At 56.5% G+C, this 17,560-nt stretch carries 19 protein-coding genes; 2 read left to right on the plus strand and 17 right to left on the minus strand.

Annotation, left to right across the window (positions count from 1 at the left end; all coding sequences use genetic code 11):
• Positions 1–19 precede the first annotated feature (19 nt).
• The 12 genes from C4S59_RS08755 to C4S59_RS08810 all read right to left on the minus strand — a co-directional run bounded on the left by C4S59_RS08755 (position 20) and on the right by C4S59_RS08810 (position 10,005).
• Complete coding sequence (locus C4S59_RS08755; protein WP_103910072.1) at positions 20–1,288, minus strand: NAD(P)/FAD-dependent oxidoreductase; 1,269 nt, start codon at positions 1,286–1,288, stop codon at positions 20–22.
• Between the two features lie 34 nt (positions 1,289–1,322).
• Positions 1,323–1,667 (minus strand): c-type cytochrome, encoded by a 345-nt coding sequence (locus tag C4S59_RS08760; protein WP_103910073.1) that lies wholly within the window; start codon positions 1,665–1,667, stop codon positions 1,323–1,325.
• The gene (locus tag C4S59_RS08765; RefSeq protein WP_103910074.1) at positions 1,664–2,863 is read right to left on the minus strand and encodes a c-type cytochrome; all 1,200 of its coding nucleotides are present in this window, start codon (positions 2,861–2,863) and stop codon (positions 1,664–1,666) included. The genes C4S59_RS08760 and C4S59_RS08765 overlap by 4 nt, the downstream gene beginning before the upstream one ends.
• Positions 2,847–4,103 (minus strand): sulfite dehydrogenase, encoded by a 1,257-nt coding sequence (gene soxC / locus C4S59_RS08770; protein WP_103910075.1) that lies wholly within the window; start codon positions 4,101–4,103, stop codon positions 2,847–2,849. Before soxC ends, C4S59_RS08765 begins: the two co-directional genes overlap by 17 nt.
• Before the next feature lie 54 nt (positions 4,104–4,157).
• The gene (locus C4S59_RS08775) at positions 4,158–4,592 is read right to left on the minus strand and encodes a DsrE family protein (protein WP_234994718.1); all 435 of its coding nucleotides are present in this window, start codon (positions 4,590–4,592) and stop codon (positions 4,158–4,160) included.
• Positions 4,593–4,607: 15 nt separating this feature from the next.
• Positions 4,608–6,302, minus strand: coding sequence for a thiosulfohydrolase SoxB (gene soxB / locus C4S59_RS08780; RefSeq protein ID WP_103910076.1), 1,695 nt, complete (start codon positions 6,300–6,302; stop codon positions 4,608–4,610).
• A 92-nt stretch (positions 6,303–6,394) separates the two neighbouring features.
• Positions 6,395–7,249, minus strand: coding sequence for a sulfur oxidation c-type cytochrome SoxA (gene soxA / locus C4S59_RS08785; protein WP_103910077.1), 855 nt, complete (start codon positions 7,247–7,249; stop codon positions 6,395–6,397).
• A gap of 62 nt (positions 7,250–7,311) precedes the next feature.
• Positions 7,312–7,641: a thiosulfate oxidation carrier complex protein SoxZ gene (gene soxZ / locus C4S59_RS08790; protein WP_103910078.1), complete on the minus strand. Its 330-nt coding sequence runs from the start codon at positions 7,639–7,641 to the stop codon at positions 7,312–7,314.
• A 21-nt stretch (positions 7,642–7,662) separates the two neighbouring features.
• Positions 7,663–8,079 (minus strand): thiosulfate oxidation carrier protein SoxY, encoded by a 417-nt coding sequence (gene soxY / locus C4S59_RS08795; RefSeq protein WP_103910079.1) that lies wholly within the window; start codon positions 8,077–8,079, stop codon positions 7,663–7,665.
• 25 nt (positions 8,080–8,104) lie between these two features.
• Positions 8,105–8,575 carry a sulfur oxidation c-type cytochrome SoxX gene (soxX, locus tag C4S59_RS08800; protein ID WP_234994719.1) on the minus strand — a complete coding sequence of 157 codons (471 nt, stop codon included), beginning with the start codon at positions 8,573–8,575 and terminating at the stop codon, positions 8,105–8,107.
• Between the two features lie 121 nt (positions 8,576–8,696).
• Positions 8,697–9,257 carry a thioredoxin family protein gene (locus tag C4S59_RS08805; RefSeq protein ID WP_103910081.1) on the minus strand — a complete coding sequence of 187 codons (561 nt, stop codon included), beginning with the start codon at positions 9,255–9,257 and terminating at the stop codon, positions 8,697–8,699.
• A 16-nt stretch (positions 9,258–9,273) separates the two neighbouring features.
• The gene (locus C4S59_RS08810) at positions 9,274–10,005 is read right to left on the minus strand and encodes a cytochrome c biogenesis CcdA family protein (RefSeq protein WP_103910082.1); all 732 of its coding nucleotides are present in this window, start codon (positions 10,003–10,005) and stop codon (positions 9,274–9,276) included.
• A gap of 207 nt (positions 10,006–10,212) precedes the next feature.
• On the opposite strand from C4S59_RS08810, the gene C4S59_RS08815 reads away from it, so the two are divergent.
• A complete protein-coding gene (locus C4S59_RS08815; protein WP_103910083.1) occupies positions 10,213–11,268 on the plus strand; it encodes a YeeE/YedE family protein in 1,056 nt (351 codons plus the stop codon).
• A 3-nt stretch (positions 11,269–11,271) separates the two neighbouring features.
• Here the strand turns inward: C4S59_RS08815 and C4S59_RS08820 are convergent, their stop codons facing one another.
• The 5 genes from C4S59_RS08820 to C4S59_RS08840 form a co-directional block, all read right to left on the minus strand.
• Positions 11,272–11,736, minus strand: coding sequence for a nuclear transport factor 2 family protein (locus tag C4S59_RS08820; protein ID WP_103910084.1), 465 nt, complete (start codon positions 11,734–11,736; stop codon positions 11,272–11,274).
• Positions 11,737–11,800: 64 nt separating this feature from the next.
• Positions 11,801–12,268 carry a cyanase gene (cynS, locus tag C4S59_RS08825; RefSeq protein WP_234994720.1) on the minus strand — a complete coding sequence of 156 codons (468 nt, stop codon included), beginning with the start codon at positions 12,266–12,268 and terminating at the stop codon, positions 11,801–11,803.
• 21 nt (positions 12,269–12,289) lie between these two features.
• Positions 12,290–13,192 carry an ABC transporter ATP-binding protein gene (locus C4S59_RS08830; RefSeq protein WP_103910085.1) on the minus strand — a complete coding sequence of 301 codons (903 nt, stop codon included), beginning with the start codon at positions 13,190–13,192 and terminating at the stop codon, positions 12,290–12,292.
• Between the two features lie 10 nt (positions 13,193–13,202).
• Entirely contained in the window at positions 13,203–14,039 is an 837-nt protein-coding gene (ntrB, locus tag C4S59_RS08835; RefSeq protein WP_103910086.1) for a nitrate ABC transporter permease, read from the minus strand.
• A 3-nt stretch (positions 14,040–14,042) separates the two neighbouring features.
• A complete protein-coding gene (locus tag C4S59_RS08840) occupies positions 14,043–15,419 on the minus strand; it encodes a CmpA/NrtA family ABC transporter substrate-binding protein (protein ID WP_103910342.1) in 1,377 nt (458 codons plus the stop codon).
• Positions 15,420–15,622: 203 nt separating this feature from the next.
• On the opposite strand from C4S59_RS08840, the gene C4S59_RS08845 reads away from it, so the two are divergent.
• The gene (locus tag C4S59_RS08845; protein WP_103910087.1) at positions 15,623–17,476 is read left to right on the plus strand and encodes a sigma 54-interacting transcriptional regulator; all 1,854 of its coding nucleotides are present in this window, start codon (positions 15,623–15,625) and stop codon (positions 17,474–17,476) included.
• Positions 17,477–17,560: the final 84 nt, after the last annotated feature.

Consider the following 17,560-nt stretch of genomic DNA (forward strand, 5'->3'; position numbering starts at 1 on the left):
TTCAGCTCAGAGGGGAAATCTAGCCGAACATGTCTTCTGTAATCGCGGTGTACCAGACCTCGGATTCCTCATAGGTCGCTTGACGCAGTCCCGCGTCTTCGCCTGTTTGGGAAATGAAGCCGTTAACTTTGGCGATCTTTTCTTCGGTCGCTTCATAGGTCGCGCCGACTTTCACACCGTCATTGGTGTCGATCAGCGACCAGCACGTGTTCGAGAAGCGTGCCGGGAACACCTTGGACCCTGTCAGCGCACCACGCACCGCGTTAGCGCAGACCTTGGCCTGAGAGTTGGCCGAGAAGCCGGACTTAGGCATATCGCCCTGCTGGCTGGAATCACCCAGGACATAGATGTCAGGATCGGCTTTGGTCGACATGTCTGCGGCGTTGACCGGCGCCCAGTTGCCGTCTGTAACTGCAGCAGAATGGGCGATCTTGCCGGCCATCATTCCCGGAATGACGTTGACCACATCGGCCTTGATCACTTCGCCGTCGATATCAACGGTCATGTCCGCGACACTGACGCTGGTGTTTTCGCCACCGAAATCGGGACCGATCCGCGTGATCATGCCAGGGTAGTGCGAGTTCCAACCCTCTTCAAACAGACCCTGCTTCGAGAACTTTTCTTTCGGATCAGCGATGATGATCTTGGCGGTCGGGTTGTTGGCCTTCAGGTAATGCGCGACCATCGAAATCCGCTCATACGGTCCCGGCGGGCAGCGATAGGGGTTTGGCGGCGCAACCATGACATAGGTCCCGCCCTGCGGCATGGCCATGATCTGTGCTTTCAGAAGTTCGGTCTGCGAACCGCCCTTATAGGCATGGGGCATCGCGTTTTGTGCGGTGATATCCCAACCGGGAACCGATCCTTCGACGAAATCGATGCCAGGGCTGAGGATCAGCTTGTCATAGGGGACGCTTTCACCGCCGGCCAAAGCCACAGTTTTCGCATCACGATCCACGCCCACGGCATAGTCATGAACAACGTTGATCCCGTATTCACTGGCAAGCGTGCCATAGCTGTGACCGAGATCGTCATACGTCTTGATCCCGCCCAGATAGAGGTTCGAGAAGAAGCAGGTGTAGTAGCGACGTGTGGGTTCGATCAGGGTAACGTCCACTTCACCCTTGCTGTCCTTGGCAATATAGCGCGCGGCTGTCGCACCGCCTGCACCACCACCGACAACAACGACACGCGGCTTACCGTGCGACGCGCCCATCACCATCGGAGCAGACAGCGTCGCGCTTGCTGCCGCAGCTGTTCCAATAAAATGTCTTCTATTCAGTTTCATTTTAATCCTCCCTACGGATTTTGACCCCTGCTGATTATTCAGTCTGTTGGGCCGTAAAATATGCAGCTAGGGCTGCAATCTCTTGATCGCCCAAACGGGACGCGATCATCTGCATGGCAGGATTTTCACGAAGCTTGCTGCGATAATCAACCAACGCCAAGATAAAGGCCTCTGTCGGAAGATCTTTGATCGGCGGGATCGCATAATTGTCCGTCTCGCCGGTGTGACAGGTTAAACATTCCGAGGACAGGTATTCCCCATAATCCGGGTCACCTTCGATTGCGAAAATCGCATTTTCCTCGGCGGAAATGGGTGCCGCTAGGACACCCATTGCCATGATACTCGATAGTGAACGTTTAAAGTTCATCGATACGATCATTCCTTTCCTTCGGCATTGATGTAGGCAATCACCGCATCAATATCGTCTTGCTTCTTCAGACCGGCAAAGGACATTTTCGTGCCTTTCATGTAGGTCTTCGGGTTGGCAAGAAACGCGGACAGAGTTTCGTCGTTCCACACCATACCGTTGGCTTGTGCATCTGTGAATGTCCCCGAGTATTTGAACCCGTCAACACCACCTACGGTCCGGCCATCAAGACCGTTCAGATGCGGACCAACCTTGTTGCTGGCACCTTCGCCGACTGCGTGGCACGCCTTACACTTGCGGAAGACCTTTTCGCCTGCCGCAACCAGTTCGGCATCACCGCCTGCCGCGTCATCCGCAGCAGGTGCCGCAGGAGCAGCCGGAGCCGTTTCCGCAGCAGCAACTTCTGTCGGTGCCGCAGTGCCTTCGGCAGCGGCTGCTGCCTCTTCACGACGTTTGCGCGCCGCAGCATCATCCGGCGTCACATCGACAACTGCGGCACGGCCCGTGATGTCCACGGCATCCTTACAGTTTTCCATGCAAACGTCGCCGGTAAAGGCCGTCAGCTCGATCTCTGCACGATCATCGGGGTAGAAGTTTTCTTCGTTGGGCATGCGAACTTCGGTGAAGTTCTCGTTGCTCAGTTCAAAATCATCATCGACCAGATCGTTCAGATACAACAGGTAGGCCGTAATCGCGTAGACGTCGTCATCTGACAAAGACTGTGCGTTGCCAAACGGCATTGCACGATGCACGTAGTCAAACACGGTAGACAGGTACGGCCAATAGGACCCGATCGTTTTGACCGGACGATCGTTTGTCAGCGTTCCCTGACCACCAGCCAGAACCGGCCAGCGACCAACAGCTTCGCCAAAGTCACCGTGGCACATGGCGCAGTTGTCGACGTAAAGCTCTTCCCCCGTCATCACATCACCGCTGCCCGGCGGCAGGCCCTGCCCGTCCGGACGCACGTCGATGTCCCAGGCTGCAACTTCGTCAGTTGTGGCCTCGCGCCCCAGCGAAAACTTGGCAGCCATGACACGCGCTGTGGCGTCCTTGGGTTCTTCCGCGTTTGCCGGTGCGACGGCGACGGCTTCACGCAAAGGCGCGGGCATATCCACGATGAACTGGTCAGCCAGAGTATAGGCCATAGCCATGACCGCGCCAGCGCCCCCTATTGCGGGTGCTAAAATGTTAAGAAATTTCGACATTTTCCGCGATCCCTTTTTCATTCACGTACCAAGTCTGGATGGCGTTGTTGTGGTAGATGGAGTTCACACCACGAATTTCGCGCAGCTGTGCCTTTGTCGGCTGGACATAGCCAGTCGAGTCATGCGCACGGCTTTGCAGCAGCAGCGGCGAGCCATCCCAATCAAATTCGAAGTAGAAACGGTGCATCGACTTATCCAGCGACGGGCCATCCATGCGGGCCTGATGCCAGTTTTTGCCACCGTCCAGCGTAACGTCCACACGCGGGATCGTGCCGCGACCGGACCAAGCAACGCCTGTCAGAACCGTGTGACCCTTGGTGTGCAGGATCGGGGCCTGCGGGCTGGGGTTCGTGATGACGGACTTACAATCCATTTCCCATGTAAAACGACGTGCTTTGCCGTTTTCCATCAGGTCGGTGTACTTCGATGTTTCTTCGCGGTGATGCCACGGCTGATCGCCCACTTCGATGCGGCGCAGCCATTTGACCCACATGTTGCCTTCCCAGCCGGGCACAACCAGACGCAGCGGGTAACCCTGTTCAGGGCGCAGCGCCTCGCCGTTCATCTTGAACGCAACCAGACAGTCGTCCAGCGCCTTTTCGATCGGGATCGAGCGTGTCATGCCGGATGCGTCTGCACCTTCGGGCATGATCCACTTGCCGTTGGTTTTGACGCCCGCTTCCTCAAGAATGTAGCGCAGCGGAACGCCGGTATACATCACGTTGTGGATCATACCGTGCGTGAACTGACAGCCGTTCAGCTGCGCACCGCGCCATTCCATGCCCGAGTTCGCCGCGCACTCAAGGAAGTACACGCGGTTTTCACGGGGGAAACGCATGATGTCCTGCATGGTGAAGACAAGCGGCTTGTCCACCAGACCGTTGATCATCAGACGGTGCTTGGCCGGATCGACGTCCGCAATCCCACCGTGGTGACGTTCAAACGCCAGACCGTTGGGGGTGATGATGCCATCCAATTCGTGCAGCGGTGTGAAGTTCACCGAAGATACCGGATCAGCGGTCAACCATTCCACGCTACGGCGCTTTACGTGCGCCTCGTAATGGCTTGGTTTTCCATAAGGATTGGCATCCACACCATCCCCGAGCATCTGGTTCCACGGCTGCATTTCCGTGATGGCCGGATCGCCTGCTGCCTTGGCTGCTGTCGTACCAGCAAGCAAGCCGGCACCAGCCGCGATCCCACCCTTCAGCAGGCCGCGTCGTGTCGTTTTCGCGTCCATTGTGTCCTCCTGACTTTTCCATCCCCCTGAAAGGCAGAGGGCGTTAGGCCCCGGTTAGGGCCTCACATAGGCAAATCCCTGTTCCTGAAGTTCGATCAGACGCACCACGCCAGAGGGGACGACATTGGCCTCCTCCATCAGCGTAACCGCCTGACCGGTTTTCTTTTCCATACCCTTGATGGTGTTTCCGCACGCAGCAAAGGTGATGTTTCCCAATTCCAGTGACATTGCGGCGATACGGTCCCGTACCGGCGATTTATCCGCCACCAGCATATGCAGGCCCGGACCGTAGGCGACCATTTCGATCACCACGTCATCGCCCACACTTTTGTAATACGCATCGACGTTTTGCGCGTTGTTCAGCGCCATGTTCATCACTTGGGGATCGTTCTGATCCACGTGGATGGCCACGTGATGGGTCTGCCCTTCGGCAAACGCCATGCCGGCGGTCATCATCCCTGCAAGTACCAAAGTGCCGATGCGTGTCATGGTCTATCCTCCCGATTAGCCGTTGACGACTATCACACTGTTGTTTTCCGAAACGGAAACCGTGCCCAGTTTGCGGATGTGGTTTTCCACCACATCCCAGATCTGCGGACCTTCGGTACCTTCGTTCACGCTGGCCCAGCCAGCGACAACGTAGGATTTCGAGGGATCAATCAGTTCGCCGGTTTTCAGCAGCGTCAGGTTGCTGATGCGTTCGCCCTGCGGCTTGGTCACGTCGATCGTGTAGCCAAGCCCGCCAGTGCGCACCATGTCGCCACCCTGCTGATAATACGGGTCGGGGTTAAAGATATTGTCGGCCACGTCTTCCAGCACAACCTTCAGGAATTCACCTGTCATTTCAGTGCGGTACGCTTCGCCATAGGACATGGACGTGACGTTCCAGATGTCTTCGCGGGTGATATCACCGGGCACAAGGCTCGGCCCCCAGCGGACGCCGGGCGAAAGGGCGATCTCGGCCTCGCGCTCGGAAATCAGGGCGTCACAGATCAGATCGTCCCACGAGCCGTTGAAGTTACCACGACGGTACAACACGCTGTCAGTCTGGCCGATCACCTCGGACAGAGTATCAGCATGCGGCGCGCGTTCTGCTTGGATCAAGGCCGCCATATCCGGATCAGGCGTGATCACGTCCGAGAAGATCGGGATCAGCTTGTGACGGAAGCCCATCATGCGGCCGTTCTGGATATCCAGATCAACGCGGCTGACGAACTTACCGTTCGAGCCGGACGCCACGATGATCGTTTCGCCGATCAGCACAGGTTCGGGCAGCGCGTCGTGCGTATGGCCGGACAGGATAACGTCGATGCCCGTCACTACAGAGGCCATCTTCTTGTCCACGTCAAAGCCGTTGTGGCTAAGAACGACAACGCATTCAGCACCTTGGGCGCGCACTTCGTCGACCATGGCCTGCATGTTTTCGTCACGGATACCGAACGAATAGTCAGGGAACATCCAGCGCGGGTTCGCGATGGGCATATAGGGGAAGGCCTGACCGATAACGGCAACCTTCACCCCGCCCCGCTCGAAGAATTTGTAAGGCTTGAACAGCTCGGCAGGTTCGTCCCATTCGGCGTCAAAGATGTTCTGGCCAAGGGCTGCGAACGGCAAGCCTTCGACCAGTTCCTGAACCCGCTCGGAACCCAGTGTGAATTCCCAGTGAAAGGTCATCGCTTCCGGCTTCAGCGCGTTCATCGCGTTAACCATGTCCTGACCTTGGCTGTGATAGCAGGTGTACGACCCGTGCCATGTGTCCCCGCCATCGAGCAGAATGGCGTCAGGACGATCGGCACGGATCGAATTCACCACAGTGGCCACACGATCAAGGCCACCCATACGGCCGTAGGCGCCCGCAAGCGCTTGGAAATCGCCCGAAGACAAGGCGTAGTGGGAGGGACTACCATCGTCGATCCCATAGAGCTTGCGGAAGTCGCCGCCGGTCAGGTGTGGAACCGCACCGCGGTTGTCGCCCACCCCGATATTCACCGAAGGTTCACGGAAGTAGATCGGCACCAATTGCGCGTGGATGTCCGTGATGTGGATCAGGGACACGTTGCCAAAGGTGTCGAAGGACAGCAGATCATCCTGCGTCAACGCCTGCTGGGCTGCCAGTTTGGACCAGTTTCCAAAACCAGACGCTCCGTAAAGGGCTGTGGTGGCCATAGCCGCCTGCAAGAAGTCACGACGCGAGATCATACATTGCTCTCCAGTTGAACACACACATGCATATGTGTGAATTTATTTCTGCAAAAAATCCCGCGCAACGCCCAGTCGCGCGGGATCATTGATTAGTTACGTACGGACGGGCCTTCGACCGACAGGCCGTTGCCACGGGACATCACGTACAGCTCGAGCGCGACCAGATCGGCGCTGGAGGGGCTGAAGGTTTCAGCACGTGTATCGCGAATACAGCCTTTGAAACGGTCATGAACCGTGTTCAGCTTGGTGTTCTTCAGACGATACGCGGGGAAACCGTTGATCTGACCCTGGCTGAGGTGGTCAGCGCGGATCATGTTGCCGTAATTGTCTTCGTGGCAGTTCGCACAAGACAGCTCAAGCTGGCCATAGCGCGTGTAATACATCTCTTTGCCCTTCTCCCAAGTTGCTTGGGCGGGGCCGTCGATGGCTACGTTGACAGGCATACCACGGGAAACGGACGACAGCAGCGCAATCATGTTGGTCATGTCGCTACCTGTGTATTTCCATTCCTCGGCCTGCATCTGCTCGGTACGGCAGCCGTTGACCTGCATTTCAAGCGAACGCACTTCACCAGCCTTTTCGTTCCACTTGGGATACGTCGGCTTTGCACCTGCCATATCCTCGGGATCACCGTGGCACGACGCACAGGACTTGCCTGCTTCGCCTTCTACAGTGTTCCAAGAATCCATAGCGGTTTCGACGAAGATAAAGCCGGGGTTTTCAAAGTCGTCAGCCTGAGCCGATTGAGTTTCATCCTTACGGAAACGCCAACCGGAATAGACCGTATCTAGGTTCTCAAGATGCGCAGCTGCTGCAGCCTCTGTCACGATCTCGATCTCGCCGTTGATCACGAGCTGGTCGTCGTCTGCATCTGCCAGAACCGCTGTCACAGACAGCGCGGACAGAGCTACGGCACCAACACCACGAGCGATAGCTTTATTCATTGTTTTCCTCCCTAAGTCTTCCCCGCCAACATTGCCGGCGGGGCTGTTATTCATGGGATCGTTTAGCCGACCGAGATGGCCTTGGTTTCTGTGTAAACAGAACCGTCGTCATCGTACCAAGTGAAGGTGAACTCACCTGCTTCCGGAACCTGCGACTGGAACTCGAAGTACGGGTTCGTGGAAATCGCGGGCTCGAGCGTGACGTCGATCACGTTCTGGCCGTTGAAGTCGCATGTGAAGCGGTTGATGATCGAGCGCGGGATGATCTCGCCAGCTTTGTTTTTACGCTGACCGGATTCCATTGTGTGGCTGATCAGAGTTTTGAGTGTGATCACCTCGCCAGCGGATGCCGACTTGGGGACTTTAACGCGGGGTTTTACGTTATCTGCCATGGGTTTATTCCCTTCCTGACCTTAGCCGCCGCAGCCGCCGATTGTGACTTTTACTTCCTGTGCCGCACGGACAAAGCTGCCGTCAGCCATCTTGGCTACCGCGACCACTTCTTGCGTACGCGCAAGACGGATGCGTGTGGACGCTGCCTGCGCACCGGCCAGCGGGCCAAAGTTGAATGTGCAGACGTCGGGGTTCGGGTTGCCAGCCGCCAGAAGCAGGATGGAAACCGCGCCCGGTGCCGACACTTCGACAGGAACGGTGTTGCCGTTTTCAGCGATCTCGGGCGCTGTCAGTGTCAGACCGCCCTCGCCTACATCAGCGCCGCCCGTGAAGGCCGCGATTTTGTCGTCGACCATGGCCGCTGCCTGCAGGGGCAGAGCCAGAGCAGCAACGCCGCCCAGACCGATCGCCAACGTTTCACGTCGTGTGAATGTCATAAGTTTTCCTCCGGATAATCCGCGATCACTCTTTCAGAGTGAGCAAGTACGCCACGACATCTTCGACCTCTTGAGCCGTCAGAAGCGGGCTGAGTTCCCCTTCCGGCGCTTTGCCGGTGTAGGCATTCCCGGGACGGATATAGCCAGTGTTCTTGTAGAACGACGGCATCATCGTGTCAGGGAACATGATTTTCGCGTTGGCAACGATACCGCGCAGCTGGGATTCTTCCCAACGGTCGGCGGCACCATCAAGCGACGGGCCGATTTCGCCATGGAAGGGAAGATCCTGAAGATCTGTCACCTGATGGCACGCGATGCAGTTGCCTGCACCTTTGTTCATGATCTTGCGACCAGACTCTACGTCCCCTGCAACGCCGGTCAGGGATTGAGCAATTGCCCCATCCTCATAAACAACATCTGCTGGTGCCGGGGCGTCTGCTACTGCCATAGTCGCGCAAAGCGACGCGGCAATCGCCAGTTGGAATCCTCGTCCCATATCTCCTCCCATTTTCTCCCTGTTGTGTACCGTAGCGCACGGACACCGAAGAACGCAACAATAAATTCATTTGTTTGAATTTACGTATCTGTCGCCTGTCTTTCGATATCAGCGACGTCACTTAATTCTTTGATTCTTCGAACTTTCGTGCGTGATATTTCTGGAAAGGCTCTTCGCTGTCATAGCCCTTTTCCAGCACCCAGGTCAGTAGATTGCGCGTCGTGGCGGGGCCGAATGCACCCGGCATTGTCGCCACAGCAAGTTCATCTGCAGGCAATGTTCCATCAGATTCTTCGGGGAAAAACATCAGGAACGGCGTGAACAATGCGCCCCATTTCTTGACCGCGTCCTTCTCGGCCAGAACCTCGCCGTCAAAGTCGGTGATTTCGATGTCGCCGAACATATTTACCTGCACGACAAAGTAGTCGTCAGACAGCATCTGCGCGATGTCTTCCTTGATGAAGACCTCTTCGTGCATCCTGGTGCAATAGATGCAGCCGCGCTGCTCAACCAGGATCAAAAGCCGCTGACCATTCGCGGTCGCTTCGGACAAGTCCTCGCTCAGATCCTTGAACGTGTCACGCATCCAGTCGGCTTTGTGCAGACCGTCATCGCCCAACTCGGCGGCCTGAGCGGTGACCGCCATAGCCATACCCGCGAACGCAAATAACAGACGTTTCATGTCATTCTCCTAAAGCTCAGCCAATGCTTGGCCAGAACGCCAACATCGCATTGGCAATCCAGTTCATCATGTTTGTGGCAATCAAAATACCGAAGACGATCAACAGAATACCCATGGCCTTCTCGATCTTGCCCAGATGGCGACGAAAGCCCCTCATCCAACGCAAGAAGGGTTTGATAAACATCGCCGCCAGAACAAACGGCGCGGTCATACCAAGCGCATAGACAAACAACAGGCGCATCCCCTCGCTCACGCTGTCCTGAGCACCGGCCATAAACAGGATGGCAGCCAGCACCGGCCCGACGCAAGGTGTCCAGCCAAAAGCAAAGGCAAGACCGATCACATAGGCGCCCAAATAGCTGGTGGGTTTCGTATCCCCCATCGAGTTTCCGAACTGGCGATAGAGAATCCCGATGCGGATCACGCCCAGAAAATGCAGGCCCATCGCAATGATAATCGCCGCTGCAATCCAACGCAGCACATCGAACCATTCGCGGACCACCTGCCCGAACACCGTTGCTGTGGCACCAAGTCCGATGAAGATCGTCATGATCCCCGCGGCAAAGAATAGCGATGCTATCACCGCGCGCCGCTGGACAGCCGGATCAAGCGGCGCGTCCTCTTGCAACGTCTGCATCCCCGCCCCTGCCAGATACGACAGGTAGAACGGCACAATTGGCAAAATACAGGGCGACAGAAAGGACAATAGTCCTGCAAACAGCGCCCCCATCAAAGTCACATCGAACATGTGGCTTTGCCCTCCCCGACAAACACATATTCATATTGTTATCTAGGAATTTATTTATGTAAACTGCAATTCGTGAAATACGTACCCTTTGGAATAGGCATGCAACCGAAGCTTGACCGAAGCGGTATACGCACGAATACTTGAAACTCCAGAAGCAATCGGAGTGCGCTGACGCCGACTGGTTCAGCGCGATGGGAGGAGATCGCGATGCTGGAAGCGCTGGGTGAACCGCGCGCAATGGCCCTTGTCGGGCTGTTGGGTGGCGTACTTTTGGGACTGGCCGCCAGACTGGGGCGGTTTTGTTCCATGGGCGCTGTCGAGGATGCATTATACGGCAATGACACCAAACGTTTGCGCATGTGGGGCGTGGCGATCGGCGTCGCGATTATCGGCAGCTTCATGGCAGAAGCTATGGGCGCTGCAGCCATCACGGATTCGATTTATTTGACAACGGCGTGGTCGCCCTTGACCAGCATTCTGGGCGGCCTGGCCTTCGGATACGGCATGGCACTTGCTGGCAACTGCGGCTTTGGCGCTTTGGCCCGTGTGGGTGGCGGCGATTTCCGGTCCTTCGTTATCGTTCTGATCATGGGGCTATCCGCCTACGCCGTGCTGTCAGGCCCGTTGGCTGGTCTGCGCCTTACGCTTTTTCCAGTTCATTCGGTTGAAAATATCCCTGCAGGCATCGCACATAGCCTTGGGGGCGCACTTGGGATCTCAGTCACAGCCATCGGCGTTCTTATTGGCGCTGCAATCCTGATCAGTGCCTTGGCGAACCGCAGCTTCTTGCAAAAACCACAGATGATCTTTTGGGCCGCAGTGGCGGGTCTAGCGGTATTAAGTGGCTGGCTCGGGACAACATGGATTTCCGAAAACGGATTCGCGGCGCGCGAAGTTGTGTCCCACACATTCGCAGCCCCGCTTGGGGAAACGATGGTCTACCTGATGACGGCCTCTGGCCGAAATATGAGCTTTGCCGTGGGGTCCGTCGCGGGCGTTCTTCTGGGGGCCTTTGCGGGAAGCCTAATCAAGGGTCAGTTCCGCTGGGAAGCCTGCGATGACCCGCGCGAATTGCGCCGTCAGGTGTTTGGTGCGGCACTGATGGGTGCGGGCGCGGCCATCGCGTTGGGATGCACAGTGGGCCAAGGCCTGTCGGCGTTCTCAACCCTCGCCTTTAGCGCGCCTGTAACGGCGGCCTCCATCTTTGCAGGTGCGGCTATCGGGTTGCGTCAGCTGATCGCGGGCTTCGAACGGATCGCCTGACGCCTAAAGGCCCAGCGCCGTCAGGCCCGGATGATCGTCAGGTCGCGGGCCCTGCGGCCAGTGAAACAGACGGTCTTCCTCAGAAATGGGAACATCGTTGATCGAGGCATGGCGCACAGCCATGTAGCCGTCGCTGTCGAATTCCCAGTTCTCATTCCCATGGGCGCGAAACCACTGGCCTTGCTCATCGTGGTATTCATAGCAGAACCGGACGGCGATGCGGTTTTCACCATGCGCCCAGATTTCCTTGATCAGGCGATAGCCACTCTCGGTCGCCCATTTGCGCGTCAGAAATTCCTGAACTTCGTCACGACCATTCAAAAATTCGGATCGGTTCCGCCAACGGGTGTCCGGCGTATAGGCCATCGCTACCTTTTCAGGATCGCGGGTGTTCCATGCATTCTCGGCCATGCGGACTTTGGTCACCGCCTCATCGTAAGTGAAGGGCGGTACGGGTGCTCGGGTCATTTGGGTCTTGCCTTACAGTCAAAGCGGCCGCGCAAGGGAAATGCCCAGCGCGGCCAGAACATTTTTACCAGCTGTTGTAGCCAAGGTATTTGCCGGACATCTCGATCTTGACGCGATCGCCCTTGGGGTTTTCCACCCGAGTGATCTGCATATCAAAGTCGATAGCCGACATAATGCCGTCGCCGAATTTTTCGTGAATCAACGCTTTGATCGTAGGACCATAGACGCCGACGATTTCATAGAGACGGTAGATACAGGGATCGGTGGGCACGGTCTGCTCCCACACCTTGGTGGGGCTTTCTTCCAGAACCGATGCCGCCTCTTGCGGCAAGCCCAGCGCCGTGACCAGCGCAGCCGCCTTATCGGCAGGCATCGCGTTCATCCCCATACAGGCGGAATGCGTCCACACAGGAGACATATCAATTTTCTCGGCGATCCCCTCCCAAGTCAGCCCTGCGGTTTTCTTGGCCGACAGGATCATCATTGTGACATCGTCTTTTGTCATAATTTCCATGGATAGATTGTCCTTCATCGTCTTCTTCCTTTGATCGGCTTAGGTATTCACGGCCCGAAGTGGGGCCGATGGCACGGGGTCCTCCTCAGACCCTGTTTTGTCGATACGGATGGTTGCGGGTGCCTTTGGCGTTTCGCCTTCGCGCTTACCTGCCAGCTCCTTGGACCGCTGCCCGAGAAACTGCACCAGATGGTTCCGGATCGCATAGTAGTTGGGGTGTTCCACAATCTCGGTTCTGGACCGTGGTCGCGGGATGGTGATTTCAACGGACTCAGCGACCTGCGCATAGGGGCCGTTGGTCATCAGCAAGATACGGTCTGCCAGCAGAATGGCTTCGTCGATATCGTGGGTGATCATGAACACGGTCTGTTCCGTGCCCCCCCAGATTTTCAGAAGCTCGTCCTGAATGGTTCCCCGTGTCAGCGCATCAAGCGCGCCAAAGGGTTCATCCAGCAACAAAAGTTTTGGTTCATTCGCAAAGGCACGGGCAATAGACACCCTCTGGCGCATCCCCCCTGACAGCTGGCTGGGTTTGCGATGGATCACATCCCCTTCCAGCCCCACCATGGCGAGGAACTTCTTCGAATGTTCAAGAACCTTCTGCTTGCTCCAGTCCTTGTAACGGGCCGCTACCCCAAAGCTGACGTTCTTCAGGCTCGATAGCCAAGGCAGTAGCGAATAGTTCTGAAACACCACACCGCGATCAAGGCTGGGACCCGACACTTCGAACCCGTCCATCTTGACCACACCCGAGGTGGGCTCTGCCAATCCGGCCAGAATGTTCATGATGGTCGACTTACCACAGCCAGAGTGGCCAAGGATCACAACGAACTCACCCTTTTCGATGCCGAAGTTGGCGTTTTCGAAAACTGTCAGGTCACCCCCCTGCCCGTCAGGATAAATCTGGGTCAGGTTTTCGATGGATAGAAATGGTTTGGACATTGTGATCCCCTTATTCCACGTAGGCCACAGCGCGCTGAAGGGCGCCAAAGGCAAGGTCCAGGATCATGCCAACCACACCGATCATCAGGATCGAGAAGATCACAGAAGTCAGATCAAGGTTGTTCCATTCATTCCAGACGTAATAGCCGATGCCCGTACCACCGACCAACATCTCGGCCGCGACGATCACCAACCACGCGATCCCGATCGAGATACGCATACCCGTCACAATGGTCGGCGCAGCGGCTGGCAGGATCACGGTGAAGGCGGTCTTCAGGTATCCCAGCTCATGGGTACGGGCGACGTTCACCCAGTCTTGGCGCACGTTGGCGACACCAAAGGCAGTATTCAGCAACATGGGCCAGATCGAACAGATGAAGATCACGAAGATCGCGCTGGCCTCAGAGTCCTGAATGATAAACAGCGCAAGCGGCATCCATGCCAACGGTGATATCGGGCGCAGCACCTGAATGAACGGGTTGAACGCCTTATAGGCCACTTGGCTCATTCCGATCAGGAAGCCCAAGGGAATAGCGATCAGCGCGGCCATGATGTAGCCGGTCAGAACCCGATAGATCGAATAGCCGATCTGGATACCGATACCCTTGTCATTGGGGCCTGCGTCATAAAACGGGTTGCTTAGTTGCTCCCACGCCTTGGCGATCACCTGACTGGGTGGCGGCACACCGGCCTTGGGCGCTCCGCCGCCAGTCAGACGTTCGTATTCGGTCAGTTCGGCGGCGGCCTTTTGTGCGGGGATGGCGGCCTCCCAGATCAGGAGGCCAACCACCAGCATCACCACCGACAAAACCGCTGCCCGTTGATTGACAGAGAGATTGTCGAACATGGTTTAGCCCTTCCCGATGGCAAAGCTGGAAACGTAGCCAGCCGGATCAGCAGGATCGAAGGTTTTGCCCATGATGGTGTGAGATTTGTAGGTAACGTCCGGTGCTTCATAGCCCAGATCGTTCATCACCTTCTTACAGTCAGCCGCCAGATAGACCTGTTCAGCCACTGCTTTGTAATCCACATCCCCTTCGATATAGCCCCAACGCTTCATCTGGGTCAGGATCCACACACCCATCGAATGCCACGGGAACGGATCGAAATCGATGCGGTCGGGCACCTTCTGCACTTCGCCCAGTCCATCGGCATACGTCCCTGTCAGAACCTGTTCGATCACGGGCACCGGCTGGTTCAGATAGTTGGTCGGGGCAATCGCCTCGGAAATCTCTTTCCGGTTAGCGGGATTTGACGCGTACTGGGTTGCGTCAATGATCGACTTTAGAAGCGCGCCGTATGTGTTCGGCAGTTCCGTTGCAAAGGACATCGGTGCGGCAAAGGCACAGCACGGGTGACCTTCCCAGATGTCTTTGGTCAGCGTGTGGATAAAGCCGATGCCTTCCCAAACAGCGCGCTGGTTGAACGGATCCGGCGACAGATAGCCATCAAGGTTACCCGCGCGCAGGTTTGCTACCATCTCGGGCGGCGGAACAACGCGGATCTGGATATCGACATCGGGGTCCAGTCCGAATTCAGCCACGTAGTAACGCAGCAGGAAGTTGTGCATCGAATATTCGAACGGCACACCAAAGGTGAAGCCCTTCCACTGTGTCGGGTCACGCTTGTCCAGATGTTCGTTGGACAGAACAATCGCCTGACCGTTGATGTTTTCGACCGCGGGCATGATGTACGGTTCGGCCACAGACCCCGCACCCAGCGTCATCGCAAGCGGCATCGGCGTCAGCATGTGGCTGGCGTCGTACTCACCCGACAGCGATTTATCACGCGCCACCGCCCAACCGGCTGTTTTGATAACCTGCGCGTTCAGACCGTAGCGTTCGTAAAAGCCCATTGGCTGCGCCATGATGATCGGCGTCGCACAGGTGATCGGAACAAAGCCGATGTTCAGGTCGGTTTTCTCGGGCGGGCCGAGTTCATCAAGGATGGCGGCCTTCGCCTCTTCCAGCGGAAAGACCGAGGCCAGCGCAGCCGCCATCGTGGTTCCGCCGAACATCCCCATGAAAGACCGGCGCGACAGATCGTTGTGACCGAACACGGAACGGACAACAGCGCTTTCTACCGCGCGCTCCAGCATTTGGTCCGAAGACATCGCATCAGGTTCGGGCGTCTTGATGCTGGTTGAACAATGATCGCATCCACAGTCCGCGCCGTGCCGCAGATCAGATTTGTCCGAGAACGGATTTCCTAAGCTCTTCGTCGTCATAACTTCCCCTTTGCTGTTGATTGCAGCCATCATGGAAGCTGCTCAGAGGAAGAAAAATGGAGCTGCACAAAATTTAACCAAGTGCATTTATACAAATATTTTCAGCCACTTAACCCAAATTCATCGCCTCGAATAATTACGATATTTAGTAATTTACGAAATCTCGTATTGATGCGTGTACTGCAGCGCAGAACTATGACGTCATGCTTGATGCTTTAACTAATCCCGATTCTGTGCTGCAGGCTTTGCCCGAGGCCGCAGTTCTGCTTGATCCCCATCAGGATCGCATCGTTGCCGCCAACAAACGCGCCATCGCGCTGCTTGAGATTTCGGACAGCAAGGGCCTTTCATTTTCGTCGCTTATTGGGGGCGATCTTCCGAACTTTCTGGTTTTCGTCGATGAAATCGCACACCGCAAGGAAGCGTGGACCAGAAGCGTTCGCATTACGTCCTTCTCCGGTAAGGCTTTGCGCTGTGAGATGCGCGGAACCCTATCGTCTGATGGAAAGACGCTTTTGCTGACCCTGATCGATCTGGATGAACTGGATCGGCACGAACAGGTTACCGAAACTGCGAAACTTCAACGGGCCGGTTTATCCGCCTGGAAACGCGCCGAGGGATTTTTCACCGAACTTGAACGTCAGAACCAGTTGATCCTGAACGCGGCGGGCGAAGGGATTTACGGGGTCAACGCCGAAGGTAAATGTACCTTTGTGAACCGTGCAGCCCAAGAAATGCTGGGCTGGACAACCGAGGATCTGTACGGGCGCGAAATTCATTCGGTGATGCACCACCACCATTTGAACGGTGACGTCTATCACGCCCACGACTGCCCGATCTACCGGTCCTTCAGGTTCGAACAGGTCAACAGGATCGAGGATGAAGTATTCTGGCGCAAGGATGGCCGCCCCATTCGCGTGGAATACGTTTCCACTCCGATTTATGACCAACAGGTGCTTGCAGGTGCGGTGGTCATCTTCCGCGACATCACCGAGCGGAAGGAAAACGAACAGAAACTGCGCGACGCGCTGGACCAGATCGCGGAACTGCGAGACAGGCTGGAACAGGAAAACGCCTACCTTCAAGAAGCAATCATTTCCGAACGCGCCCACCACGATATCATTGGCACCTCGCCTGCGGTTCAGCAACTGCTGGCGAAGATAGAACTGGTGTCCAAAACCAACGCCAACGTGATGATCACCGGAGAGGCAGGAACGGGAAAGGCGCTTGTCGCCTCTGCCCTGCACAAAGACAGCGAACGGCGCAGACGCCCCTTGATCCACTTTAAATGCGGTTCTGTTGCCGCAGATGCCACTGATGCGGAATTGTTCGGACAGATGCGCGGCGCGTTTCCCGGGGCTTTGCGCGACAAACCCGGCAAGTTGGAACTGGCGCACGGCGGGACGCTTTTTCTGGATGACATCACCGAACTGCCATTGGACACCCAAGGGCAGCTTCTGGACGCCCTGCAACGCGGTAAAGTCCGGCGTCTTGGCGCGCTAGAGCCGCGTGACATCGACATCCGCCTGATATCGGCGTCTTCCGCCGATCTGGAACGCGAAGTGGCCGCTGGTCGTTTTCGCGAGGACCTGTATTTCCACCTGAACGTCTTCCCGATCCACTGCACGCCGCTGCGTGACAGACCCGACGACATTCCCGCACTTGCCAACCACTTGCTGGACATCGCGTGCAAACGGCTGTCGCGTCGCAAACCGCGTGTTACCGAGGCCGTCATGAGCAGATTGATGTCGTATCAATGGCCCGGAAACGTGCGCGAATTGCGCAACGTGATCGAGCGTGCGGCAATCGTTTCGACCGGTGATAAATTGATCTTGGAACTGTCCAGTGGTGCCACTCTGGGCAGCAAATCGGTGGGACAAATCCTGACCGACGCCGAAATGCAGGGCGCGATGCGCAGCAATATTGTCGCAGCCTTGCGCGCAACAAAGGGCAAAGTATCCGGCCGGAATGGCGCTGCTGAACTGTTAGCTTTGCAGCCTACCACATTGTATTCACGAATAAAAAAGCTAAACATTACCCCGTCCGATTGGACCTAGGAGAAACCCGCTCTAGCTGATTACGCGAAATGTCGCAGCACCCCGTCGCGGCGCAATTGTCGCAGAGACGTTCAAATATCCCCA

The organism is Thalassococcus halodurans (assembly GCF_900108225.1).
Taxonomy (GTDB): Bacteria; Pseudomonadota; Alphaproteobacteria; order Rhodobacterales; family Rhodobacteraceae; genus Thalassococcus; species Thalassococcus halodurans.